Genomic DNA, 23,834 nt, shown 5'->3' on the forward strand with positions numbered 1-23,834 from the left:
TGTGCGACGATCGCACCGAGGGCGATTAGCTCAGTGGGAGAGCGCTACCTTGACACGGTAGAGGCCACTGGTTCAATCCCAGTATCGCCCACCATCGAGATCCCCAGGCCGACGGCCTGGGGATCTTTCGTTTCCCACCCGTGCCCCTCCCCCGCCGGTCAGCCGAGCAGGCGGAGCGGGAGGCGGCGGGGCCCGCGGAGGAACAGATCGTCCGTCCACTCCAGCGTGGCCGGGTCGGCCGCCAGGTTCATGTCCGGGAAGCGGCGCACGAGCGTGCCGATGGCGGCGCGGGCCTGCACGCGGGCCAGGGCCGCGCCGAGGCAGAAGTGGATGCCGTGGCCGAAGCCCAGGTGGCGGTTCGGGCTGCGGGCGATGTCGAAGAGGTCCGGCCGGGGGAACACCGCCGGGTCCCGGCCCGCGGCCAGCAGCACGGGGACGATGATGTCGCCGCGCGGGACGACCGCGTCGCCGAAGTCCACGTCGTCCAGCGCGAACAGCGGCCGGGAGTGCCCGACGGGGCCGTTGTACCGCAGGACCTCCTCCACGGCCGGGCCGATCAGCTCGGGGTGGGCGCGCAGCCGGGCGAGCTGGCCGGGGTGGCGGAGCAGTTCCAGCACCCCGATGCCGATCAGGTTGACCGTCGTCTCGTCGCCGGCGAACAGCAGCTGGAACACGCTGGAGATCAGCTCGTACCGGGTGATCCCGCCGGCGGCCTCCGCCTCGGCGAGCTGGGACAGCAGGTCGCCGCCCGGCCGGTCACGCCGCTCGGCGATCTTCCGGGTGATGTAGGCGACGAACTTCATCCCCGAGCGGCGCGTCTCCAGCCCGTTGCGACCGGCGACCATCTCGTCGCTCCAGCGGCGGAACAGCGCACGGTCCTCGGCCGGGAAGCCGAACAGGTCGGCGACGACGAGGATCGGCAGCGGGAGCGCCAGCGCCTCGATCACGTCGGGCTCGCCGCCCGCGGCCGCCGTGGCGGCCATGCCGTCGGCCAGGTCGCCGACGACCCGTCCGACGCTCCGCTCCAGCTCCGCCACGGCCCGGGCGCCGAAGGCCGGCGTGATCAGCCGGCGCAGCCGGGTGTGGTCGGGCGGGTCGAGGTTGAAGACGTTGCGCCGCACCATCGCCAGCGCGTCGTTCTCCCACCTGCGGTGCGGGGCGGCGAGTTCCTCGGGCAGCCGGTCGAGCTGGCGTCCGATGCCGGGGTCGAGCAGGGCGCGCTGCACGTCCGCGTACCGGGTGAGGAACCAGAAGACCCGGCCGCTGTTCGGGGCGACCTGGCGGTAGACGGGCGCCTGCTCCCGCATCCGGTGGAAGAGCGGGTGCGGGTCGGGAACGTGCAGCGGGTCCGCCGGGTCGAACGCCTGCTCCTGCGCGATCGCGGTCATGGCCTCTCTCTCCTCACCGTGCCGTCGGGACGTGTCCGAAGGGGCGGCCGGGCTCAGCCGGATCCGCGGCCGCGCTGGACGTCCAGGGCGAAGAACCGCCGGGCGACCCGTCCGAGCTCCTCCGCGGCGAAGAAGCCGCGCCGGGCGAGCTCGACCTCCGCCTGCGCGCCCGGCCGCCGCCAGTGGCGCATGAAGATGCGGCCGCACAGCTCGGGCGGCGGGAGGACCAGCCGGCCGCGGCTGCGTTCGGCCGCCTCGTCGGCGCCGGCGACCAGCTCGCACCATTGCGCCCAGCGCCCGGTGCCTTCCACGTGCTCCAGCAGGGCGGGCCGCCAGTCGGCCGACTGCCAGACCGGCCAGACCCGCACCATGACCAGCCGGAGCCGGTCGGCGGTGGGCAGCGTGGCCGACTCCTCCGCGGTGAGCCATGCGGCAAGGCCGGGCGGCAGGACTTCACCGTCCCCGACACCGAGCGTGGCGTGCGCGTACGCGGAGAGGTCCAGGCCCTGGGCGGCGGCGAAGCCGCGCAGCAGGCCGGTGAGGACCTCCTCGTGCAGCGCGGGGTAGCCGGGGTCGAACAGCCGGCCGGCGTTCAGGGCGTCGAGGTCGGACATCCACCGGCCGGGCGCGTACTCCCGCCTGGACCTGCGGCGCAGCGCCTCGTCGCGGGTGAGGCCGGTCAGCCCCGCACCGGCGGGCGGAGCCGCGGGCGCGGCGGCCGGCTGCCCGGCGGCGGCTCTGAGCGCGGTCATCGCGTCCAGCCGCTTGACGTCCCACTCCCCCGTGCCGATCTTCCGCTGCAGGGTGCGCAGCGGGCCGCCGGCGTCCGGGCCCAGGGCCTGCTCCATCTCCTGCCAGGTGCGATGGGTGAACGGCCGCGCCTTGGCCTCGGCGACGATGCGCTCCGCGGCGTCCGCGGGCAGCAGCTCCGCCCGCGCGCCCTCGCGGCAGCCGTAGCGGATGTTGACCATCGCCACGGTGCTCGCGCGGTACCCCATGGCGGCGGGGCCGTGCAGCACGGCGACCTCGTCGTCGCCGTCGACCACACCGGTGGCGTACATGCCGAACACCTCGCCGACACCGCGCATGCCGTACGGGTGGAGCTCGGCCGCGCGCAGCGCGCCCATGCTGGCGGCGCCGATGACCTCGACGCCCTCCTGCAGCAGCCGCAGGATCTCCTTGTGCCCCACCGACAGCCGCTCCCGGTAGTAGCCGTCGATGATGACGGCGGTGTCACCGGGGGCGAAGTCCTCGGCGAACAGGTCGCCGCGGGCGACGGGCGGGCGCACCTCGGCCTGCGGCACCAGGTCGTGCACCTCGCCGGCCGAGATCGTCGGGCCGGCGTAGACGACCACCTTGCGCGGGCTCACTACATCACCTCCGGGCTGACGCGGCTGCCCGGGGCGATCACCTTGACGACCGGGACGCCGATGACGTCGTCGGTCAGGTCGACCATCAGGGGCGGGTGGGAGAAGGCGACCGCGGCCCGCTTGACCACGTCCTCCAGGTCGTCGGCCAGGGTGGCGTGGGCGTGGCAGGGCGTGATCGGCGCGCCGGGCCCGGTGATCGGCGCGGGCCGCGCGGGAGGCTTGCCCTGGTCGTCGTTGAAGTCCGACCACAGGTCGTCCCGGGCGCCGGAGACGTAGCTCAGCCTGGTCTGCGCGGCCTCGGTGATCGCCCGGGTGAGCGCGATCTCGGAGCTGAGGTGGCAGCCGAACCCGAAGAACGCCGGCGGGTAGTCGTCGCAGGTGATCCGGGCGAGGAAGCACGGCAGCCCGGTGGGCGACGGCACCGACCTGACCTCCAGGCGGACCCCGGCCCGGTCGATCGTCTCGCACAGCCCGTCGGCCACCGGCGAGCCGAGCGTGGCCGGGTCGGCGCGGACGCCCATCTCGCCGCCGGCGTGCAGCGCCGCGGTCATCGCGTCGCGTTCGATCACTTCGTACAGCGCGTGCAAGATGGCCTCGACCAGGGTGTTCCCGCTGGCCAGGCCGTTGGTCGAGGACAGGAACACCGGCGGGTTCCACCCCTCGCGCACGTCGAGCGTGAGCGCCACGGTGTCGCGGGGGACGAGCGTCGCGGCGCCGTCGACCAGGGAGCGGGCGGGGACCCAGCCGAGCGGCAGCCCGTCGTGGAGCACGCTCGGCGCGCACGCTGCCAGAGCGTGGACGTCGTACCCCAGCCGGTCGCCGAGCTCGCGGATGCTCGCCGTCGTACCGGCCGGAAGCGGCCGCTCCACGTGCCACAGCTCGACGGACTCCATGATGGCCGACAGTTTCGCCAGCTCGGGGGTGATCCCCTTGCCCTGCGACACCGCGAGCGTCCGGGACGCCGGGCGGACCGCCTGGTAGGTCGGGATCCCGATGGTGTCCAGCCGGGTGATGTCGGCGACCCGGGTGACCCCGACCGCGCGCGCCGCGCGGCCGGCCATCGCCAGCGTGGTCGCGGGGTCCACGGCGCGGTCGGTGCCCGGCAGCCGGACCTTGGCCTGGTCGGATCTCGCGAAGATCCCCGAAAGGGAGGAGGTGTCAGTCTGCATAGTCCTTGCCGTCGTCCACGGGCCAGTACGGCGATCGGGGGTCAGATGTTGCTCGCGCGGTTCAGCAGGGCACGGCCGGCCACGGCGTAGCCAGCCGCGGCGATGCCGGTCAGCACCAGCAGGTCCGGCCAGGCGTCGGCGAAACCGAAGACCGCGGCGTCCCGCATGCCGTTGATCGCGTAGGTCAGCGGGTTGACCACCGACACCCACTGCAGCACCAGGGGCATGTTGTCCACGGTGTACATCGAGGGGGCGCTGAAGACCAGGACGAGCAGCGACACGTTGGTCAGCACCATGAAGGTCTGGAAGTCCCTGATCGTGATCGCGGCCGCCAGGTACAGCCCGTTGATGGCCACCGAGGCCAGCGTGAGCGCCACCAGCAGTCCGAGCCAGCCCTGCGCGTCGAAGGGGAAGTCGAAGATCAGCACGGCGACCCCGAGCGCCACCAGGCTCTGCCCGAGCACCAGCGACACCCCGGCGAGCAGCTTGCCGAGCAGGAACCGCGACCGGCGCAGCGGCCAGGACCACAACTGGGTCGACACCCCGCTCAGCTCCTCCTGGAACAGCGCCATGCCGGAGGTGCCGGCCGCGCTGACGACCGACATCGCCAGCACCATGGGCAGCAGGAAGATCGCGAACGGCAGCCGCGCGCCCTTGTAGTCGATGACGCCGACGAGGTCGCCGAGCGAGGTGTTGACCAGCAGCAGGTACACCATCATCGGCGTGAGGCTGAGCACCAGGTTGATCCGGTTGCGGGCCAGCAGGGCGTACTCGCGGTAGAGCACGGCGAACAGGTCGGCCGCCCTGGCGGTCGCGGCCGGGGCGGTGTGGGTGAAGGTCAGTTCGGCGCTCATGTCAGGCGGCCTCCTCGGTCATGCGCAGGAAGACCTTCTCCAGCGAGTCCAGTGCGGTCGAGATCCCGGTGATGGCGACGGCGTTGTCCTGGCAGTAGCGGGACAGCTCCGGCAGCACGTCGCGCACCTGGGCGCCGTGCACGTGCACCTGGGTGTCCTCGGCGGTGGCCGCGAAGCCGGCCTGCTCCGCCCAGCCCGCCACGGCGCGGCTCGCCTCGGGGTCGTCCACGGTCACCAGCATGTGGGTGGTGCCGAACTCCTCGACCAGCTCGCGCGGCTTGGCGAAGCGCAGCACCCGCCCGTGGTCGACCACCATGACCCGCTGGCTGTTGCGCTCCAGCTCGTCGATGTGGTGGCTGGTCCACAGCACGGTCACCCCGTGCTCCTCGCGCAGCCAGGTCACGAACCGCTCGACCTGGTGCCGGCCGGACACGTCCAGGCCGGCCGAGGGCTCGTCGAGGATCAGCAACCGGGGGATGGTGATCAGCGCCCGCACCATCTGCAGCCGCTGCCGCTGCCCGCCGGACAGCTGGAAGCAGAACTGCGACAGCACGTCCTTCAGGCCGAGGTACTCGGCCACCTCCAGCGACCAGGGCGCGACGTCGCGCCAGCGCAGGCCGCGGAACCGCGCCGCGATGCGCAGGTTGTCGATCGCGGGCAGCATCATGTCGAACGGCCCGCTCTGGTGCATCGCGCCGATGTGACTCTTGGCCAGGACCGGCTGGCGCACGGGGTCGGCGTCGAAGACGCGGATCCGTCCCGAGGTGGGGGCCGTGACCCCGCAGATCATCTTGATCAGTGTCGTCTTGCCGGCGCCGTTCGGCCCGAGCAGCCCGATGGTCTCTCCCCGGGCGATCTCGAAGGAGACGCCGTCGACGGCGGGGGTCTGCTTGCCCCGGTACCGTTTGGTCAGTTGTTCCGCCGTCACCACGTCGCTCGACACGGCCATGTCTCTCACTTCTTCCGCAGCGACCTTCCCGGTCCGAATCGTGCTCATGGCCCGGGCGGGCGGCGCGCTCCGGTGGTCCGGTCCGTCCGCACGCCCAGGCCATGGATGCGTCCCCGGGAGCCCGCGCCGGGCTGGTTCGCCCGGCGGGCGGGCCCCGGAGGCCGCACCCGGGGGTCAGTTCTGGGCGTTGCCCGACCCGGACCAGAGCCCGCAGGCGCACAGCATGGCGGCTTCGAAGCCGTGCTGGGTCGCCTCCGGAGCGTCCCACTGTGCGCTCGCCATGTGGGCGAGCACCTCGGGCACGACCGCGGGAGCACGGCTGTTGAGCGTGATGAGCAGGTTCGTTTCCTCTTCACTCAGGGAGGCGAACGCCTCCTCGAGTGCCGGGGCCACCGGGTCGCCGAGAATTCCGGCCGCCCGGAGGGCTTCCTTGGGATCGAAGGCCATGCCGCCACCTTCCTTTTAGGGCGGAAATGGGGATGCGATCCGAGTATGAACGCGCCCCAGGCGGCCCGCACAACCCCACGAACGTGGGCGACCGGGCAGGATTATCGGCCCGATAATCGGGCCGGCCGGGACGGACCCACGTGATTCGGCCGCCCGTCACATGCGCGGCGCCCGGCCCGGCATGAGGCGATCAATCACGGCCGACGGCCCGGACCTGGGGATCAACCGGGCACATGGTTGGTCCATACCGATGGTTAAGCGAACGCTCCTAGCGTACCGGCATGGCGATTCCATCAGGACGCCTCCGGGCAACGCATTCGATCCGGGACGACGTATGAAACAGGTTTCCGACGGCCTGATCGATGATCGCGACAGGCTGTTGATCGTCATGCTGGCCAGGGGGCACACGACAGCGAGAATCGCGCGCGAGATGCGCCTGAGCAGGTACACCATCGCCGAGCGGATCAGCAAACTGCTCGACAGGTTCGGCTGCAGCAACCGCAGTGAGCTCGTGGCCTATTCCTACGTCCACGAGCTCCTGCACGCCGGAAGCTGGCCGCCCTGCGCCGCCGCGGCCGGCCGGATCGACCCGCACGTGAAGGCGGAATTGTCCCGTAGCTGATTGTCGGAAAAAGCGCGTGACCACCGGCGTGAACGGCCGTGAAATGGCCCCACGTTCGTGGGGTTGCCGCACTCGGTCAAGGCGAGTTCATACTCGATCTGCGACCCATCCCCGGTCAATCAGAGAGGTGGCGGCAATGGCCTTCGACCCGCGGGAAGCACTGCGTGAGGCCGGAATTCTGGGCGGCCCGGTGGCCGAGGAACTGCAGGGGGCCTTCGCCACCCTGTCCGAAGAGGAAACCAATCTGCTGATCGCGCTGAAGAACCGCATTCCCGCGATGCTGCCCGAGGTGCTCGCGCACTCGGCGGGCGTGCAGTGGAGCAGGCCCGAGGCCGCGCAGCACGGCTTCGAGCCCGCGATGCTGTGCGCGTGCGGGCTGTGGTCGGGAGCGGGACAGAACTAGTCCCGGCAGCCGGTGGTGCGGCCCCGGCGTCCGGCTCCCCCGTCCCGCGCGGACCGCGGAGGAGGACCCGGGGCCCGCACCCGCGGCTGAAGGGCGCGAAGGGAGACCGGATGCCTGCGATGCTGGCCAGAAACCGCTCGCTGTTCGAGGTGCCGAACGACCTCACCTACTTCGTGCACGACGAGGACCGCCTGGTGGTCAACCCGCACTCGGGTGGCAGGTGCCTGCTCGGCCCCCGGGAGTTCGCCGTCCTCACGGCCCTGGCACGTCCCGGAGCCGACGGCGGGCCGGCGCCCCTGCCCGAGACGGTGGAGACCGAGCGGACCCTCGCCAAGCTCATCCTGAACTGGGTGGTCTACTACAACGGCAACCGCCCGGAGATCAGGATCCAGGAGGCGCCGCTCCGCACGGCGTACTACGCCATCACCGACGGGTGCAACCTCCGGTGCCCCTACTGCTACGCGTCCTCCGAGAAGTGCCTTCCCGGCGAGCTGAACACCGAGGAGTCCCTCGGCCTGGTCTCCCAGATCGCCGATTTCGGGGCCGACCTGATCGTGTTCACCGGCGGCGAGCCGATGCTGCGCAAGGACCTGTTCCAGATCGCCGAGCACGCCAACCGCAGCGGCCTGAAGTCCAACGTCATCACCAACGCCACGATGATCCGCACCCCGGCGACCGCGCGGCGGTTCGCCGAGCTGTTCAACGCCGTCACCATCAGCCTGGACGGCGGCACGGCGGAGTCGCACGACCGCACCCGGGGCGCCGGGTCCTTCGCCCGGACCCACCGCGCCATCCAGCTGCTCAACGACGCCGGCGTGGTGCCGGCGATCAACCACATCGTCACCTCCGACAACGTGGAGGAGCTGGAGCAGTTCGCCACCTTCGTCAAGGGGCTCGAGGTGCACAGCGTCCGGCTGATGTACCACAACGACCTGGGCCGGGGCGTGGACGACGAGTACGGCTTCGGCTTCGAGGACCACCTGCGGATCCAGCAGATCGTGTGGACCTCGCCGGTCGCCGGGAAGCTGAAGCCGGACGGGCCGCGCATCGTCTCGCCGTGCTCGATCAAGGGCAACTGCGGGATGGGCGGCAACGAGATCTACGTCAACTCGCTCGGCGACGTCTACCCGTGCAAGCTCATCACCGGCAGGGCGCAGTACGCCGGCAACGTCCGCGAGCGGCCACTGGCGGAGATCTTCGCCGCCCCCGTGCTGAGCGCCATGCGGCGCAGCACCGTGTACGGCGGGGACTACCACGCCGACTGCGCGAAGTGCTACATCAAGCCGTCCTGCGGCGGCGGATGCCGCGCCGCCCACATGGCACAGTCGGGCGACCTGCAGCGCAACAGCCGCCACTGGTGCCGCATCCTGCGCCACGGCGTCGTCACCCAGCTGTGGCGGGAGGCGGGCTTCGGCAACGCCGAGCTGGCCGAGAAGGACCTGGAGATGACCGTCCCGCGGCTGGTCCGCGACGACGAGGTTCACCCCGTGTTCGACGACTGGAAGGGCTACGTGCCCGACTCGCCCAAGGCGATCAAGGTCGGCGAACTTCTTTCCATCACCCCGGTATGACAGGAGGTGGAGCATGTCGCTCCGGATCAGTGACGCCGTGGTGTGGCAGGAGACCGCGGAGGGCGTCTCGCTGTACCACACCGAGACCGGCGACTTCCGCACGCTGAACGAGTCGGGCTCGCGCATCTGGATGCTCGTCGCCGACAACGGCGAACGCGAACCGGTCGTCAGCGAACTCTCGGGCGAGTTCGCCGGCAGCAACACCGCGATGCTCAAACGCATCCTGACCGACGTGGACGAGTTCATCAGCGCCCTGGTCAAGGACGGCCTCATCGAAGAGCACCTTTCGTGACGAACCCGGGCGAGGGGGCGCCGCGCGCCCCCGTCCGGCCGGGCCGCCCGCCCGCCGCGCGTCGATGACCACGGTCGTCGTCCTCGGCGGGGGGTTCGCCGGAACGCTGACGGCCGCCGTGCTCGCCCGGCACGCCGACCGGGTCGTCCTGGTCGAAGGCGACCGCTATCCCGCCGGCGCGGGCCCGCGCCGGGGACTGCCCCAGGCAAGGCACACCCACGTGCTGGTGACCGGCGGGGCGCGGGCCCTGGAGGCGCTGCTCCCCGGCACCCTGCGTGAGCTGTCCGAGCGGGGCGCCCACCGGCGCGGCCTGTCCGATGGCACGCTGATCCTCACCTCTGATGGGTGGTACCACCGCCACGACACCGAGGCCTACCTCATCTCGTGCAGCCGCGGACTGCTGGACGCTGTGGTGCGGCGGCGGGCGCTCGGCGGGGGCGCCGTCACGGTCCTGCAGGGCACGCGGGCGCTCGGGCTGACCGGAGACGCGGCCCGGGTCACCGGCGTGTCGGTGCGGCGCGGGGACGGGCCGGAGGAGACGATCGAGGCGGACCTGGTCGTCGACGCGACCGGCCGCCGGTCCAGGGCGCCCCGCTGGCTGGCCGATCTCGGCGCGCCCGAGGTCGAGGAGGCCCTCCTGTCCTCGGGCCTCGCCTACGCCACCCGGCTCTACCGGGCTCCCGCGGGCCTGGCCGCCGCGATTCCGGCGGTCATGCTGCACCCCGCCCCCACGGCCGGGCGGCCCGCCCAGGGGGCGACGGTGTACCCGATCGAGGACGGCCGGTGGGTCGTCACCCTGACCGGCACCCGGGGCGGCGAGCCGCCGACCGGCGAGCGGGCCTTCGCCGACTTCGCCCGCGGCCTGCGCAGCCCGATCGTGGCCGAGCTCATGGCGGCGGCCGAGCCCGACGGCCCGGTGCGGCCGTACCGGGACACCGCCGACCGCAGGCGGTTCTTCGAGCGGGCGCGCCTGCCGGACGGCTTCCTGGCCGTCGGCGACGCGGTCGTGGCGCTGAATCCCGTCCACTCGCACGGGATGTCGGTCGCCGCGCTCAGCGCGCTCAGGCTGGAGGAGGAGCTGACGCGGCACGGCAAGATCGCGCCGTCCGCCGCCCAGGAGTTGCGGGAGGCCGTGGCGGCCGAGGCGGAGTGGTCGTGGCGGATGGCGACCGGGGACGCCGGGCCCGGCCACCGCGCGGGGCCCGCGCGGCGGGAGGCGACCGCGTTCGAGCGCCGGGTGCGCGAGCACATGGCCCGCGCGGCGCTGAGCACCCCCGAGCTCGCGGCCGGTTTCTTCCGCGCCCACGCCCTGATCCCCCCGCCCGCGGCGGGCGGGCCTAACCCGTCCCGGGGGGCGCCGGTGCGGGCCGAGCCACCGCTCACCGACCAGCAGGCGATCGCGCAGTACCCCGGGCTGGCCGCATGGTGGCGTGCCAGGCCCGCCCCGGCGCCGGCCGGCGCGCCGTACCCCGGCTCACCTGCGGCCGGCGACCACGTGGCCCTCGCATAGTGGGAGTACCGATGACCACCACCCAAGCCGTCCCGCTGATCCCCCGCGACGTGCTGTTCGGCAACCCGGCCTACGCGGCGCTCGGGATCTCCCCGGACGGCACCCGCCTGCGCTACCTCGCGCCCGACGAGGGCGTGATGAACGTGTGGGTGGGCCCGGTCGACGCGCCCGCCGAGGCGCGGCCGGTGACCCGCGACCGGGGGCGCGGCATCCGGGCGTGCGGCTTCTGCCACGACGACCGCACGCTGTTCTACCTGCGGGACAAGGACGGCGACGAGAGCTGGCGGCTGTACCTGGTCGACCTGGACTCCGGGCTGGAGCGCTGCGTCACCCCGTTCGAGGGGGTGCAGGCGCGCGTCCTGGCGCACAACCGGTGGCATCCGGACACCATGCTGGTCGGGCTGAACAGGGACCGCCGCGACCTGCACGACGTGTACCGGCTGGACCTGCCGACCGGTGAGCTCACCAAGATCGCCGAGAACCCGGGGTACCTGACCTGGGAGATCGACACCGACCTGCGGGTTCGCGGCGGGACCGCGATGAACCCCGACGGAAGCAAGACCATCCACCTGGCCGGGCCGGACGGAGAGACGGCGCCATGGCTGGAGGTGCCGCGCGAGGACGTCATGGGCACCCACATCGCCGGCCACTCCCGGGACGGCGCCACGTTCTACCTGCTGTCGTCGGTCGGCGCGAACGCCACCCGCCTGTTCGCGGTGGACGCCGCGACCGGGACGCGGACACTGCTCGCCGCAGACCCGGTCTACGACGTCAAGCAGGTCGAACTGGACCCCGAGACGCGGGTGCCGCAGGCGGTCGTGCTCGGCAAGGACCGCGAGGAGCGGGTGTTCCTCGACGAGGGCCACGCCAAGGCGGTCGAGCAGCTCCGCGCCGAGCTCGCGCTGCTCGGCGTGGACGGGGAGATCTCCCTCGACCGGTCCGACCGTTCCGGCCGGCGCTGGGCGGTGACCGTGATGGCCTCGGACCTGCCGGTGAGCTTCTACACCTTCGACCGGCTCGACGGCGGCCTGCGCTTCGTCTTCGACCACCAGCCCGGGCTGGGCGGCTACCGCCTCGCCCGCATGGAGCCCTTCGCGTTCACCGCGCGCGACGGGGTCGAGGTGCACGGCTACGTCACCTGGCCGGCCGGCGTGGCGCGCCGGGATCTGCCCGCCGTGGTGAACGTGCACGGCGGGCCGTGGGCGCGCAACTCGTGGTGCTTCGACGAGGAGGCGCAGTGGCTGGCCAACCGCGGCTACGCCTGCGTGCAGGTCAACTTCCGCGGGTCGGCCGGGTACGGCAAGGAGTTCCTCAACCTGGGGGCCAAGCAGTGGGGCAGGGCCATGCAGAGCGATCTGCTCGACGCCGTCGGCCACCTCGCCGCGGGCGGTGCGATCGACCCGGCCCGCGTGGCGATCATGGGGTGCTCCTACGGCGGGTACGCCGCCCTGGCCGGCGCGGCGTTCACGCCCCGGGCGTTCCGGTGCGCGGTCGACCTGTGCGGCCCGTCCAACCTGCTCACCCTGCTCGACGGCGGGCCGGCCTACCGGCGGCCGCTGATGTCCTTCATGTACGCCAACGTGGGCGACCCCGAGACCGAGCGCGACCTGTTGTGGGAACGCTCCCCGCTGTCGCGGGTGGACGACATCGCCATCCCGGTGCTGGTGGCCCAGGGGGCCAACGACGTGCGGGTGCCCCGCGAGGAGGCCGAGCAGATCGTCGCCGCGCTGCGCGCCAAGGGCCTGCCGCACGAGTACCTGCTGTTCGAGGACGAGGGCCACGGCCTGGGCAGGCCGGAGAACCGCGAGCGCTACTACGCCGCCGTCGAGCGCTTCCTCGCCGAGCACCTGGCCTAGCGGACCCGCCTCCACCCTCCGGCAGGGGGGCCGGGGGTCGGGCGCATACTGGGAGCGATGTCCCAGCAGAGCCAGTTGCGCAGCTTTCTCACCTCGCGCCGGGCGCGCCTGACGCCGCCGGAGGTCGGTCTGCCCTGGCGCGACGGCCGCCGGGTGGCCGGGCTGCGCCGGGAGGAGATCGCGCTGCTGGCCGGGGTGAGCGTCGACTACTACACGCGCCTGGAGCAGGGGCGGGCCGGCAACGTCTCCGACCAGGTGCTGACCGCCGTGGCGGACGCCCTGCGGCTGGACGGCCTGGAGCGGCGCCACCTGTCCGACCTGGTCAGGGCGGAGGCGGGCCGATCAGGCCGCCGCGGCCCGGCCGCCGGGGCGGTCGTGCGGGCCAGGCCCGCCCTGCACGCCACGCTCCAGGCACTCGACCCGGTGCCGGCCCTGCTGTACGGCCCGCGCCTTGAGGTGGTCGGCATCAACCGGATGGGCGCGGTGCTGTTCGACGACTTCGACCGCAAGCCGCCCATCGAGCGGAACCTGGCCCGGTGGGTCCTGCTGGATCCGAAGGCGCGTGCGGTCTACCCCGACTGGGAGGAGATCGCCACCCAGGCGGTGTACATCCTGCGCGTCGCCCACGGCCGCGACGCCCGCGACCCCACCCTGACGGCCCTGGTCAGGGAGCTGAGCGCCCGTTCCGAGCACTTCGCCCGGCACTGGGGCGACCACGGGGTCTTCGAGCACACCCACGGCCCCAAGCGGGTGCGGCACGAGGCGGTCGGCGTCATGACCCTCAACTACGAGACGCTCCGCCCGCAGGCCGACCCCGGCATCCGCCTGACCCTCTACACCGCGCCGCCCGGCTCACCGGCGGAGGAGAAGCTGCGCCGGCTCGCCGAGTGGGCCCGCGCCGCGGGCACCGGAGCCGGCCGGGAGCCCTCGGCGAGGGCGGGGCGGGAGAGTGCGCCGGGAGGCGCGGCGCCTAGGTGACCTGCCGGACGGCGGGCGACCAGGTGTCGCAGGTGCCGGGACGGCCGGTGCGGTAGCCCCGTTCCAGCCAGCGCAACTGGGTGGCGAGCCGGCCGTGGTCGCGGACCCACGCGGCGTCCAGCGTGCCGGTGTACTGCTCGCGGAACCGGTGCCAGGGCGGCACGGCGGCGCGCATCGCGTGCAGCGCGACCCCGGCGAAGCACTCGGCCTGCAGTTCCATCCGCCTGCTGAGCAGATCCTCTCTCGCCCGGCCGCGGGCGACGTCGTACGCCTCCTGGTAGTAGTCGGAGATGTAGGACATGTTCTGGACGTGGTGGGCGTACTCGTGCGCGACCAGCTCGGCCATGATCGCTTCGGCCCACGGGACCAGATCCTCCCCCGCGACGATGACGTAATAGGTCCGCGTCGCGTCGCAGTAGGTGCCGTCGGCGCCCTTGGACGGCATCAGGCCGCACTCGCGGTCGCGCACCCGCTGCCGCACGAACCTCCGCTCCGGCGGCCGGTAGTAGACCCGGGCGCGCTGGAAGTGGCGAGTCCAGACCCGGTCCAGGCAGGCGGAGACGGTCGTCAGGTACCGTCGCATCGATTTCCAGTCGCCGGTCCTGATCTCGGGCGGCCGGCAGGTGACCCGCCCCGGAGTCAGCGCGTACAGCAGGTTGTCCACCGCGGCCGCCCTGCCCTGCGGCGGGGAGAGATTCCTCGCCGCCTCCGCCCGCAGCGGCGCCCGGGACGCCGAGGGTGAAGGCGAAGGCGAAGGCGAAGGGGAGGTGACGGCGGCCGCCCAGTGCGTCACGTCACCGGCAGGAGGGCCGGGCGCCCGCGTGCAGCCCGCCAGGACGGCACACGTCACCAGGAGCAGCGGGAGGGGGCGCATGATCGCGCAGTTTATGCGCCATTAGTGGCAAATGACACCGGATTCGACGACAGAAGGTCCGGGGAAATGACCGCTTCCCGGGCGGCCACCCACCCTCGGGTGCCGCCCGGTGGTGACCGGCCGGGGACGCGTCCGTCAGTCGCGGGCCATGTTGTCCAGCGTCTCGATCATGTGCTCGCGCAGCTCGTTGAGGCGCACATCGAGGATCACCGGAGCGATCTCGGGGTTGTTCTGGATCATCTCGCGCAGCCCGCTGGAACCCGGGCCGTGCTCGAAGCTGTGCCGCACGACGGTCGTGCCGGGCTCGTCGCCGGGAACCAGCTCGTAGTGCCAGCGTGACGAGGGCCGCTCGGGGTCGCCCTCGGCGTCGAGCACCAGCCAGCCGAACGTGCTCGGCGCCTCCAGCTCGGTGACCACGCAGGTGACCGTCCAGACGCGCCCCTGGCGGCGGTTGCGCCCCTGGAAGCGGGTGCCCTCGCGCAGCGTGCCGTCGCCGGGGTCGACCCAGGCGCCGTGCTCGCACTCGGGGCTGAAGTCCCCGATGCGCGGGACCGCGGTGATCAGCTCCCAGAGACGCTCCGGCGGAACGTCCACGGTGACCTCGAGGTCCACCCGGGCCCCGGTCACTCCGTGATCGTCCAGGCCCGCCTGCGCTCCGGTGGCGCCCTGGTCCTTCATGCCGACCTCCGCGGAAGCTCCCGTGGCACCTTCGTCCGATGCCACCCCTCTGCAGTCACTATCGGCCGTACCGGGACGGATGTTGCATCTCCGGCGTAAGCCACGGGGTCGGTAGGGGGGTTTCTGGGGTCACCGCCCGCGCGCGGGCGGCGGGCTGTCGCGGCGGCGCGCGCAGAGCGCCAGATGGCGCGGCCGGGCCGCCGGGCTCACGACGGGTCGCCGGGCGGAGACCCCTTCGTGAGGGTCTGGCAGGCGCTCAGCTCCCAGTGGCTGATGGCCGGGTCCTTCAGGACCTCGGCGACGGTGGCCCTGATCTGGTCACTGGTGGTGTCGTCCTCGGTGTCGACCCGGATGACGATCCCACCGTTCGCCTGCCGCAGGTCTTTACGCCATTCGTCGGGAAGCAGGGCCAATATCCGGATGCCGTCGATAGGGGAATTGGCCGTTGGTCGTGTTGGGGCGGCGCGGTGCATCGTCAGCTCGACCAGCATCCTCACCCGTCCTCGTTCAGTCCCAGGTGGTGCCCGGGATCCTCGTGGTGCAGCGGCCTACGCCGATGGTACCGCCGATGCTACCCGAGAGCGCGTGCAGGACGATCGCGTACGAACGTTTCGCCGTGAATGCCGGTTTCCGCATTTCTTTTTCCATTTCACCTGGGCACACATTTCGGCCCGGCCTGCAAATGATCCCTTTTGCCGGCGTCCGCTGCGGGACGGCGGCTCGACCGGTCCCCCCGGTCCGTACGGGTGCCACCGTCCCCTGACGCCGGGCGGCCTCACAAGAAGATCTTGGTGAGCCAGTCCTGCCAGGCCTGCTCGACCTTCCTCGGGTCGATCTTGTCGGCGAAGATGTGGTGCCCCACCACCACCGTGTCGCCCTGGCTCAGGATGAACCGGTACAGCCCATCGCCGGTACGCACCCCGAGGAATCCGGGGGCCACGTAGTCGGCCACGCCCTCGATCGGCGCGAACCCCTCCGGGGTCAGTCGCACCCGGTCACCCTGCACCACCTTGCCGGAGAGCCCGAGCCCGCGCTCCAGCACCTCCCACGCCGGCTCCGCCCCACCGGCCGCCCGCGCCGCGAACACCACCAGCGCGAACTGACCAGGGAAATGGGTCAGATACTGGTCCAGGGTGTGCAGATACATGTCCCAGCCACGCTCCACCGCATCAACCTCCACTTGCCGTCCGACCATGGCTCAACGGTACGTACCGAACACTTTTTTTGTCAAGACTATGATGATTGTCGGATGGCGGGCAGGAGAAGACCGGCCCGCCATGACGGCGGGCCGGTCGTGACCAGGGGTTACCGGGTCGAGCGTCTCCGGACGGATCCGCGCTGACCTGTCCGGGCGTTACGCCGACTCGCGGACCACCAGCTCGGTGGGCAGCATCACCGGCTCGGCGCTGCCGCCCTCCAGCAGGCGCAGCAGCAGTCCCACCATGGCCGCGGCCTGCTCCCGGAAGGGCTGGCGGACCGTGGTCAGCGGCGGCTCGGTGTACCGGGCGGCCTCGATGTCGTCGAAGCCGACCACCGCCACGTCGTCCGGCACCCGCCGGCCCGCCTGGCGCAGCGCCTGGAGCGCGCCGATCGCCATCAGGTCGTTGGCCACGAACACCGCGTCCAGCGCGGGGTCGTCCTCCAGGAGCTGGCGCATGGCGACGGCACCCGACCCCCGGGTGAAGTCGCCGATCGCCACGATCGACCGGCGGTCGGAGCCCTGCAGCACGGACCGGTAGCCGGCCAGGCGGTCCTGGCCGGCGATCATGTCCGGCGGGCCGGCGATGGTGGCGATGCGCCGCCGCCCACGGTCGAGCAGGTGGCGCACGGCCGCCTCGGCCCCGCCCACGTTGTCGTCGTCCACATAGGGCAGGTTGACGTTCACGGCGGGCCGGCCGTACGACACGGCCGGAACGCGCATGCGGTTGATCGCCGCGGGCAGCGGGTCGGCGCCGTGCATCGAGATGAGCATGACCCCGTCGACGTGCCCGCCGGTCAGGTAGCGCTCGACCCGGGCGTGGCTGGTGGGGGTGCCGGCGAGCATGAGCAGCACCTGCTTGTCCGCGGCCTCCAGCTCGGCGCTGGCCGAGCGGATCACCGTGGAGAACATCGGGTCGTCGGAGAACACCCGGGTGGGCGGCTCGGACACCACCAGCGCGATCGAGTCGGTCCGCTGGGTGACCAGGCTGCGCGCGGCGAGGTTCGGGACGTACCCCATCTCGTCGATCGCCCGCATCACCGCCTCACGCAGCTCGGCGGTGACGGTCGTCCCCCCGTTCACCACCCGGGACACCGTGGCGCGGGACACCCCCGCCCGCGCGGCCACGGCCTCGAGCGTGGGTCGCCTCATTCCACTGACCTCCACATGATCGTTCCACGCCGACTCCGGTACCACCAGCTCGTTTCCGCATGATGACAGATTCGCCGCGATCGCAGTCCGAGCGGCGACCGTGCGGCTACCGTGACCGCGGGGCAATGTGGCATCGCTACCGTCCTGGGCATGCGTTCCCGAATCGGCCGGACCCTCGCGGCCGGCGCCGCCGCCGTGGTGGCCGCCGGCCTCATCGCCTCCCCCGGCCCCGCCTCAGCATCCGGCGCCCACACGGTCAAGGTGACCGTGATGGCGAGCTCCGACATCCATGGCAACGCCCTCAACTGGGACTACTTCAAGAACGCCGAGTACGACGACAGCGCGCACAACGACGTCGGGCTGGCCAAGGTGTCCACTCTGGTCAACCGGATCCGCGCCGACCGCGGCGCGGACCGCACGCTGCTGTTCGACTCCGGCGACACCATCCAGGGCACGCCGCTCGACTACTACTACGCCAAGGTCGAGCCGATCACCGAGACCGGCGAGACGCATCCGATGGCACGGGCGATGAACGCCATCGGGTACGACGCGGTGACCCTCGGCAACCACGAGTTCAACTACGGGCTGCCGCTGCTGGCCACATGGACCCGGCAGATGAAGGCCCCCGTCCTCGGGGCCAACGCCGTCTCGGCCAAGACGGGCCTGCCGGCCTACCGGCCGTTCGTCATCAAGACGATGAAGGTCAAGGGCGACAGGCCGATCAAGGTCGGCGTGCTCGGCCTGACCAACCCCGGCGTCGCCATCTGGGACAAGGCCAACGTCGAGGGCCGGCTGAAGTTCCTCGACCTGGTCGCCACGGCCAAGAAGTGGGTGCCGGTGATCCGCGGCCTCGGCGCCGACGTCGTCCTGGTCACCGCGCACGCCGGCGACAACGGCATGTCGTCCTACGGCACCGAGCTGCCGGTCGAGAACGCGGCGGCCCTGGTGGCCGAGGAGGTCCCGGGCATCGACGCCGTGCTGTTCGGCCACGCCCACAACGACGTGCCGCAGCGGCTGGTCACCAACAAGGCCACCGGGCGGCAGGTGCTGCTCACCGAGCCGGGCAAGTGGGGCCAGCGGCTGTCGGTGGTCGACTTCACGCTTGCCAAGCAGCGAGGCCGCTGGACGGTCACCGGCACGTCCTCCGCGACGATCAACACCGGCACCGTGCCGGAGGACCCGAAGATCGTCACGCTGATGAAGCGCCAGCACGACAAGACGGTCGGCTACGTCAACCAGGTCATCGCCGAGTCCAAGGAGCAGTTGTCGGCGGCCGAGTCGCCGTACAAGGACACCCCGATCCTGGACTACATCCAGAAGGTCCAGACCGACCTGGTGAGCAAGGCCATCGCGGGCACCCCCGCCGCCTCGCTGCCGGTGCTGTCGATCGCCGCGCCGTTCAGTCGCAGCGCGGTGTTCCCCGCCGGGCCGGTCAGCGTGCGCGACATGGCCGGGCTGTACGTCTACGACAACACGCTGCTCGGCGTCGAGCTCACCGGCGCCCAGATCAAGGACTACCTGGAGTACTCCGCCAAGTACTTCGCCCAGGTCGCACCGGACGCGCCGGTCGACCCCGCGACGCTGACCAACGCGGGCGGCACGCCGGACTACAACTACGACCAGCTTTCCGGGGTCACCTACGACATCGACATCTCCCGGCCGGCCGGGCAGCGCATCGCCGGCCTGTCCTACCAGGGCGCGCCGGTGACCGCCGACCAGCGGTTCGTCGTGGCGATCAACAACTATCGCCAGTCGGGCGGCGGCGGCTTCCCGCACGTCACCAAGGCGCCGGTGGTGTACAACGCCCAGGTGGAGATCCGGCAGGCGCTCATCGAGTACGCCACCGCGGCCGGCGTCATCGATCCGTCCCAGTTCGCCGACGCCAACTGGAGACTGGTCCGCGCCGGCGTCCCGGTGTTCTGACACCTCCGCATCCCCTCATGGCCGGCGCCCCGCGTATCCAGGGGCGCCGGCCATGGCCACCTGGATCACGAAAGGGACGAAAGGCCTGGTGGCCCGGGCATCTCGTCCCTGCTCAGCGCGACCGGAACCGTGCGAGGCTCGGTGCGCAGAAGTGCCGATGCCGCCTTAGTTCCGCCGATCCTCATGGGAATGATGTCGCGATGCGTGTGATCTCCGAGTCCCGGCTCGTCTCTGTGCTGTCCGGCCTGCCCGGCACCCCGCGCGTGGTGGCCGGCGGCAACTTCGCCACACCGTGGCGTGCCCTCGCGGCGCTGGACACCGCGCTCCCGGAGTACCGGCTCTTCATGCTGAACGCCCAGCCCGGCGTCCCCGACCGCGAGGGCGTGACCCTGGAGTCGCCGTTCGTCGGCTCCGGCATGCGCGGCCGGGCCAACCTGCGGTACTTCCCCTCGCGGCTGTCACGCGTGCCGTACCTGCTGGCCCAGGCGCTGCCGCCGGACATCGTGCTCGTGCACACCACCTTGCGGAGGAACGGCACGCTCTCGCTGGGCACCGAGGTCAACATCCTGCCCGCCGCCATCGAACAGGTGAGGTCACGCGGCGGCCTGGTCATCGCGCAGATGAACCGGCGCATGCCCTACACCTACGGTGACGCCGTGCTGGACGAGAGCGAGGTCGACTACGCGATCGAGGTGGACGAGCCGCTGGCCTCGCCCGCGCACCGGCCCGCCACCGAGGTGTCGCAGGCCATCGGCGACCGGGTGGCCCACCTGGTGCCCGAGGCCGCCACCCTGCAACTCGGGATCGGCCAGGTGCCGGACGCCGTGCTGGCCGCGCTGCTGTCCCGCCGTGGCCTGTCGGTGTGGTCGGAGATGTTCAGCGACGGCGTGCTCACCCTGGAGAAGGCCGGGGCGCTGGACGACCGGGTGCCGATCACCGCCTCGTTCGTGTTCGGCAGCTCCGAGCTGTACGACTGGGTGGACCGCAACGAGCGGGTGCGGCTGCTGCGCACCGAGAAGACCAACGACCCGGCGCTGATCTCCCGGCAGAGTTCGCTGACCTCGGTGAACGGCGCGCTGCAGGTGGACCTCTACGCGCAGGCGAACGCCGCCCGGGTGCGCGGTCTCATCTACTCCGGCTTCGGCGGCCAGACCGACTTCATCGTGGGGGCGCTGCACTCCCCCGGCGGCCGGGCGATCATCGCCCTGCCCTCCTGGCATCCCAAGGCGGACGTGTCGACCGTGGTGCCGCGGCTCGCCGGGCCGGTCACCTCCTTCCAGCACAGCTTCATCGTCAGCGAGCAGGGGGCCGCGACCATCTGGGGCAACGACGCGGCCACCCAGGCCCAGCAGTTGCTGGACAACGTCGCCCACCCCGACGCGCGTGACGCCCTGCGCGAGGCCGGCCGCCACCTCGGCTTCCCCCTGCGCTGACCGCCACGGCCCTCCGGCCTTCTCCGCGTCACGGGTGTCCGCGAGCTCCGCGAGCTCTATGGGAACCTGGGCCCGGGGCCGTTCGTTCCCCGTGCGGTCAGATCACACAGGTGCGGCGAGAGAGGAAACCGTGGTCTTCAAACGGATGCTGGGAGCCCTGGGAGTCGGGGGCCCTTCGGTGGACACGGTGCTGGCCACCCCCCGGGTGCGGCCCGGCGAGACGCTCGCCGGCGAGGTGCGGGTCAAGGGTGGTGACTTCCCCTCCGACATCGAGTACATCTCCCTCGGGCTGGTCGCCCGGGTGGAGATCGAGTCGGGCGACGCCGAGCACACCGGCACGGCCGAGTTCTTCAGCGCGCGGGTCTCCGGCCCGTTCCGCCTCGGGCAGGGCGAGCAGCACGCCATCCCGTTCCAGCTGCCGGTGCCCTGGGAGACGCCGGTCACCGAGATCGGCGGCGCCCGCCCGCACGGCGCCTTCGTCGGGGTGCGCACCGAGCTGGCGGTGGCCAAGGCCATCGACAAGGGCGACCTCGACCAGGTGTCGATCGTCCCGCTGCCCTCGCAGGACGAGGTGCTCCGCGGGTTCGCCGCACTCGGCTTCCACCTCAAGAGCGCCGACCTGGAGGCGGGGCGCATCTACGGCGTCGACCAGCGGCTGCCGTTCTACCAGGAGATCGAGTTCTACCCGCCGGCGCAGTGGGCCGGCCGGATCAACGAGGTCGAGCTGACCTTCGTCGCCGATCCGTACGGGCTCACCGTGGTGCTAGAGGCCGACAAGCGCGCCCGGCTGTTCCAGCCGGGCTCCGACGCCATCGGCCGCTTCCAGGTCACGCACGAGCAGGCGGCGCGCACCGACTGGGCGTCCGAGATCGGCCGCTGGCTGGACTCCGTGGCGCACGGCCACGGCGGGCACCACGCGCCCGGTCCCTACGGGCACCAGGGCTCGTACGGACACGGCGAGCACGGATACGGCCATCCGGGGCAGCACGGGCATGGCGGGCATGGCGGGCATGGCGGGCCCGGATGGGGCGCGGTGGCCGCCGCGGGCGCGGCCGGCGTCGTCGGCGGCATGATCGCCGGCGAGGTCATCGACGAGATCGGCGACATGTTCGAGGGCGACGGAGGCGACGAGGGCGGCGGCGACTGGTGACGGCCCACCGGGCCGCGGGCGTCGAATCCGGCGCCCGCGGCCCGGTGCCGCGCCCGTCCGTGGCGGGCCGCCCCGCGTGGGGGGCGGCCGTCAGCCGACCGGCTCGGCGGCGTCGTGCCCGGCGAACTGCGTGCGGTGCAGCTCACCGTAACGACCGTCCGCGGCCAGCAACTCCTCGTGCGTGCCGCGCTCGACCACCCTGCCGTCCTCCACGACGAGGATGAGGTCGGCGGCCCGGACGGTGGACAGGCGGTGGGCGATCACCACGGCCGTCCGCCCGGCGAGCGCCTCACCCAGTGCCTCCTGCACGGCGGCCTCGGAGGTCGAGTCCAGGTGCGCGGTCGCCTCGTCCAGGATCACCACCCGCGGGCGGGCGAGCAGCAGGCGGGCGATGGTCAGCCGCTGGCGTTCACCGCCCGACAGCCGGTAGCCCCGCTCCCCCACGACGGTGTCCAGCCCATCGGGCAGCCCGGCGACCAGTTCGTCCAGCCGGGCGCGGCGCAGCGCGTCCCACAGCTCCTCCTCGCTCGCCCCTGGACGGGCCAGCAGCAGGTTCGCGCGCACCGACTCGTGGAACAGGTGCCCGTCCTGGGTCACCATGCCGAGCGTCTCGCGCAGTGACGCCGCGGTGAGATCGCGTACGTCCACCCCCGACAGGCGCACGGCGCCGTGGTCCACGTCGTACAGCCGGGCGAGGAGCTGGGCGATCGTCGACTTGCCCGCCCCCGAGGAACCGACGAGCGCGATCATCTGCCCCGGCTCGGCCCGGAACGACACATCGTGCAGCACCTCGACGCCGCCCCGCGTGTCCAGAGCGGCGACCTCCTCAAGGGAGGCGAGCGACACCTTGTCGGCGGACGGGTAGGCGAAGCGCACGCCGTCCAGCTCCACCGACACCGGCCCTTCCGGCACCGCGCGGGCCCCCGGGCGCTCGACGATCAGCGGCTTCAGGTCGAGCACCTCGAAGACGCGCTCGAAGCTGACCAGCGCGCTCATCACCTCGACGCGGGCGCTCGCCAGTGCGGTGAGCGGCGCGTACAGGCGGGTGAGCAGCAGAGCGAGGGCGACGACCGCGCCCGGCTCGAGCTGGTCGCGCAGCGAGTAGAAGCCACCGAGGCCGTAGACGAGGGCGAGCGCGAGCGCGGAGACCAGGGTCAGCGCGGTGACGAACACCGACTGCACCATCGCCGTGCGCACGCCGATGTCGCGCACGCGCCGCGCCCGCCGCGCGAACTCGGCGGACTCCTCGACCGGCCGGCCGAACAGCTTGATCAGCGTCGCGCCCGGCGCGGAGAAGCGTTCGGTCATCTGGGTGCTCATGTGCGCGTTGTGGCCGGCGGCCTCGCGTTCGAGCCGCGCCAGCCGCGAGCCCAGCCGCCGGGCCGGGAGCACGAACAGCGGCAGCAGCACCAGCGCCAGCAGGGTGATCTGCCAGGAGACGCCGATCATGACGACCAGCGTGAGCACGAGCGTCACGAGGTTGCCGACGACGCCGGACAGCGTGTCGCTGAAGGCGCGCTGGGCGCCGATCACGTCGTTGTTCAGCCGGCTGACCAGCGCACCGGTCCTGGTGCGGGTGAAGAAGGCGATCGGCATCCGCTGCACGTGGTCGAACACCGCCGTGCGCAGGTCGAGGATGAGGCCCTCGCCGATGCTCGCCGACAGCCACCGGGTGAGCAGGCCGAGCCCGGCGTCCAGCACCGCGATGACCGCGATGAGCACGGCCATGGTCAGGACGCCCGCGAAGGGCTCCCGGTGCACGATGGCGTCGACGACCCGGCCCGCCAGCACGGGCGAGGCCACGGCGAGCACGGCCGCCACCACGCTGAGCAGCAGGTAGAACGCGAGCATGCGGCGGTGCGGCCGGGCGAAGCGCGCGATGCGCGCGAGCGTGGCCCGGGAGAACGGCCGCCGGTCCTGCTGGGCGTGCATCGCGTTGTACATCGAATGCCACGCCGTCACTTCCATGTCCACCGGCCACCCCCGCGCGTCATGTCCACACCGAACCGGCCGCGCC

General features: G+C 72.2%; 22 protein-coding genes and 1 tRNA gene. 11 read left to right on the forward strand and 12 right to left on the reverse strand.

The window, feature by feature from the left end:
* Positions 1-19: 19 nt before the first annotated feature.
* Positions 20-94 (forward strand) — tRNA-Val (locus IEY93_RS27890).
* Between the two features lie 64 nt (positions 95-158).
* Here IEY93_RS27890 and IEY93_RS27895 read toward each other — a convergent pair.
* The 6 genes from IEY93_RS27895 to IEY93_RS27920 all read right to left on the reverse strand — a co-directional run bounded on the left by IEY93_RS27895 (position 159) and on the right by IEY93_RS27920 (position 6,177).
* Positions 159-1,388, reverse strand: coding sequence for a cytochrome P450 family protein (locus IEY93_RS27895; RefSeq protein ID WP_189166111.1), 1,230 nt, complete (start codon positions 1,386-1,388; stop codon positions 159-161).
* Between the two features lie 53 nt (positions 1,389-1,441).
* Positions 1,442-2,758: a TfuA-like protein gene (locus tag IEY93_RS27900; RefSeq protein ID WP_189166112.1), complete on the reverse strand. Its 1,317-nt coding sequence runs from the start codon at positions 2,756-2,758 to the stop codon at positions 1,442-1,444.
* A complete protein-coding gene (locus IEY93_RS27905; RefSeq protein ID WP_189166113.1) occupies positions 2,758-3,927 on the reverse strand; it encodes a YcaO-like family protein in 1,170 nt (389 codons plus the stop codon). Before IEY93_RS27905 ends, IEY93_RS27900 begins: the two co-directional genes overlap by 1 nt.
* A gap of 41 nt (positions 3,928-3,968) precedes the next feature.
* Entirely contained in the window at positions 3,969-4,781 is an 813-nt protein-coding gene (locus IEY93_RS27910) for an ABC transporter permease (protein ID WP_189166114.1), read from the reverse strand.
* 1 nt (position 4,782) lies between these two features.
* Positions 4,783-5,730 (reverse strand): ABC transporter ATP-binding protein, encoded by a 948-nt coding sequence (locus IEY93_RS27915; RefSeq protein WP_189166115.1) that lies wholly within the window; start codon positions 5,728-5,730, stop codon positions 4,783-4,785.
* A 174-nt stretch (positions 5,731-5,904) separates the two neighbouring features.
* Positions 5,905-6,177, reverse strand: coding sequence for a StsA-related sactipeptide RiPP (locus IEY93_RS27920; RefSeq protein ID WP_189166116.1), 273 nt, complete (start codon positions 6,175-6,177; stop codon positions 5,905-5,907).
* 334 nt (positions 6,178-6,511) lie between these two features.
* Here IEY93_RS27920 and IEY93_RS27925 point away from each other — a divergent pair, with 334 nt between their 5' ends.
* From IEY93_RS27925 to IEY93_RS27955, 7 genes are all read left to right on the forward strand, one after another.
* Positions 6,512-6,799 (forward strand): LuxR C-terminal-related transcriptional regulator, encoded by a 288-nt coding sequence (locus IEY93_RS27925; protein WP_189166117.1) that lies wholly within the window; start codon positions 6,512-6,514, stop codon positions 6,797-6,799.
* A gap of 136 nt (positions 6,800-6,935) precedes the next feature.
* Positions 6,936-7,202, forward strand: a complete 267-nt coding sequence (locus tag IEY93_RS27930; RefSeq protein ID WP_189166118.1) for a StsA-related sactipeptide RiPP — start codon at positions 6,936-6,938, stop codon at positions 7,200-7,202.
* 110 nt (positions 7,203-7,312) lie between these two features.
* Positions 7,313-8,773, forward strand: coding sequence for a StsB family radical SAM/SPASM domain sactipeptide maturase (gene stsB / locus IEY93_RS27935; protein ID WP_189166119.1), 1,461 nt, complete (start codon positions 7,313-7,315; stop codon positions 8,771-8,773).
* A gap of 13 nt (positions 8,774-8,786) precedes the next feature.
* Positions 8,787-9,065, forward strand: a complete 279-nt coding sequence (locus tag IEY93_RS27940) for a PqqD family protein (protein WP_189166120.1) — start codon at positions 8,787-8,789, stop codon at positions 9,063-9,065.
* 64 nt (positions 9,066-9,129) lie between these two features.
* Positions 9,130-10,575 carry an NAD(P)/FAD-dependent oxidoreductase gene (locus IEY93_RS27945; protein ID WP_189166121.1) on the forward strand — a complete coding sequence of 482 codons (1,446 nt, stop codon included), beginning with the start codon at positions 9,130-9,132 and terminating at the stop codon, positions 10,573-10,575.
* Positions 10,576-10,586: 11 nt separating this feature from the next.
* The gene (locus tag IEY93_RS27950) at positions 10,587-12,431 is read left to right on the forward strand and encodes a S9 family peptidase (protein ID WP_189166122.1); all 1,845 of its coding nucleotides are present in this window, start codon (positions 10,587-10,589) and stop codon (positions 12,429-12,431) included.
* A gap of 57 nt (positions 12,432-12,488) precedes the next feature.
* Positions 12,489-13,409 carry a helix-turn-helix transcriptional regulator gene (locus IEY93_RS27955; RefSeq protein ID WP_189166123.1) on the forward strand — a complete coding sequence of 307 codons (921 nt, stop codon included), beginning with the start codon at positions 12,489-12,491 and terminating at the stop codon, positions 13,407-13,409.
* On the opposite strand, the gene IEY93_RS27960 is transcribed toward IEY93_RS27955, so the two are convergent.
* The 5 genes from IEY93_RS27960 to IEY93_RS27980 all read right to left on the reverse strand — a co-directional run bounded on the left by IEY93_RS27960 (position 13,402) and on the right by IEY93_RS27980 (position 17,311).
* Complete coding sequence (locus tag IEY93_RS27960; protein WP_189166124.1) at positions 13,402-14,283, reverse strand: neutral zinc metallopeptidase; 882 nt, start codon at positions 14,281-14,283, stop codon at positions 13,402-13,404. The genes IEY93_RS27955 and IEY93_RS27960 overlap by 8 nt on opposite strands.
* A 135-nt stretch (positions 14,284-14,418) precedes the next feature.
* Entirely contained in the window at positions 14,419-14,961 is a 543-nt protein-coding gene (locus IEY93_RS27965; protein WP_189166125.1) for an SRPBCC family protein, read from the reverse strand.
* A 206-nt stretch (positions 14,962-15,167) separates the two neighbouring features.
* Entirely contained in the window at positions 15,168-15,452 is a 285-nt protein-coding gene (locus IEY93_RS27970; protein ID WP_189166126.1) for a hypothetical protein, read from the reverse strand.
* Between the two features lie 284 nt (positions 15,453-15,736).
* Positions 15,737-16,156 (reverse strand): hypothetical protein, encoded by a 420-nt coding sequence (locus IEY93_RS27975; RefSeq protein WP_189166127.1) that lies wholly within the window; start codon positions 16,154-16,156, stop codon positions 15,737-15,739.
* Between the two features lie 159 nt (positions 16,157-16,315).
* Positions 16,316-17,311, reverse strand: coding sequence for a LacI family DNA-binding transcriptional regulator (locus IEY93_RS27980; RefSeq protein WP_189166128.1), 996 nt, complete (start codon positions 17,309-17,311; stop codon positions 16,316-16,318).
* A gap of 150 nt (positions 17,312-17,461) precedes the next feature.
* Between IEY93_RS27980 and IEY93_RS27985 the strand changes: the two genes are divergently transcribed.
* From IEY93_RS27985 to IEY93_RS27995, 3 genes are all read left to right on the forward strand, one after another.
* The gene (locus IEY93_RS27985) at positions 17,462-19,234 is read left to right on the forward strand and encodes a bifunctional metallophosphatase/5'-nucleotidase (protein WP_189166129.1); all 1,773 of its coding nucleotides are present in this window, start codon (positions 17,462-17,464) and stop codon (positions 19,232-19,234) included.
* A 200-nt stretch (positions 19,235-19,434) separates the two neighbouring features.
* Positions 19,435-20,667: an acetyl-CoA hydrolase/transferase family protein gene (locus IEY93_RS27990; RefSeq protein WP_189166130.1), complete on the forward strand. Its 1,233-nt coding sequence runs from the start codon at positions 19,435-19,437 to the stop codon at positions 20,665-20,667.
* A 130-nt stretch (positions 20,668-20,797) separates the two neighbouring features.
* Complete coding sequence (locus IEY93_RS27995) at positions 20,798-21,817, forward strand: sporulation protein (RefSeq protein ID WP_189166131.1); 1,020 nt, start codon at positions 20,798-20,800, stop codon at positions 21,815-21,817.
* A 90-nt stretch (positions 21,818-21,907) separates the two neighbouring features.
* Here IEY93_RS27995 and IEY93_RS28000 read toward each other — a convergent pair whose 3' ends face one another.
* Positions 21,908-23,785: an ABC transporter ATP-binding protein gene (locus IEY93_RS28000; protein ID WP_203967983.1), complete on the reverse strand. Its 1,878-nt coding sequence runs from the start codon at positions 23,783-23,785 to the stop codon at positions 21,908-21,910.
* Positions 23,786-23,834: the final 49 nt, after the last annotated feature.

The organism is Sphaerisporangium melleum (assembly GCF_014646695.1).
In the GTDB taxonomy this organism is placed as follows: domain Bacteria; phylum Actinomycetota; class Actinomycetes; order Streptosporangiales; family Streptosporangiaceae; genus Sphaerisporangium; species Sphaerisporangium melleum.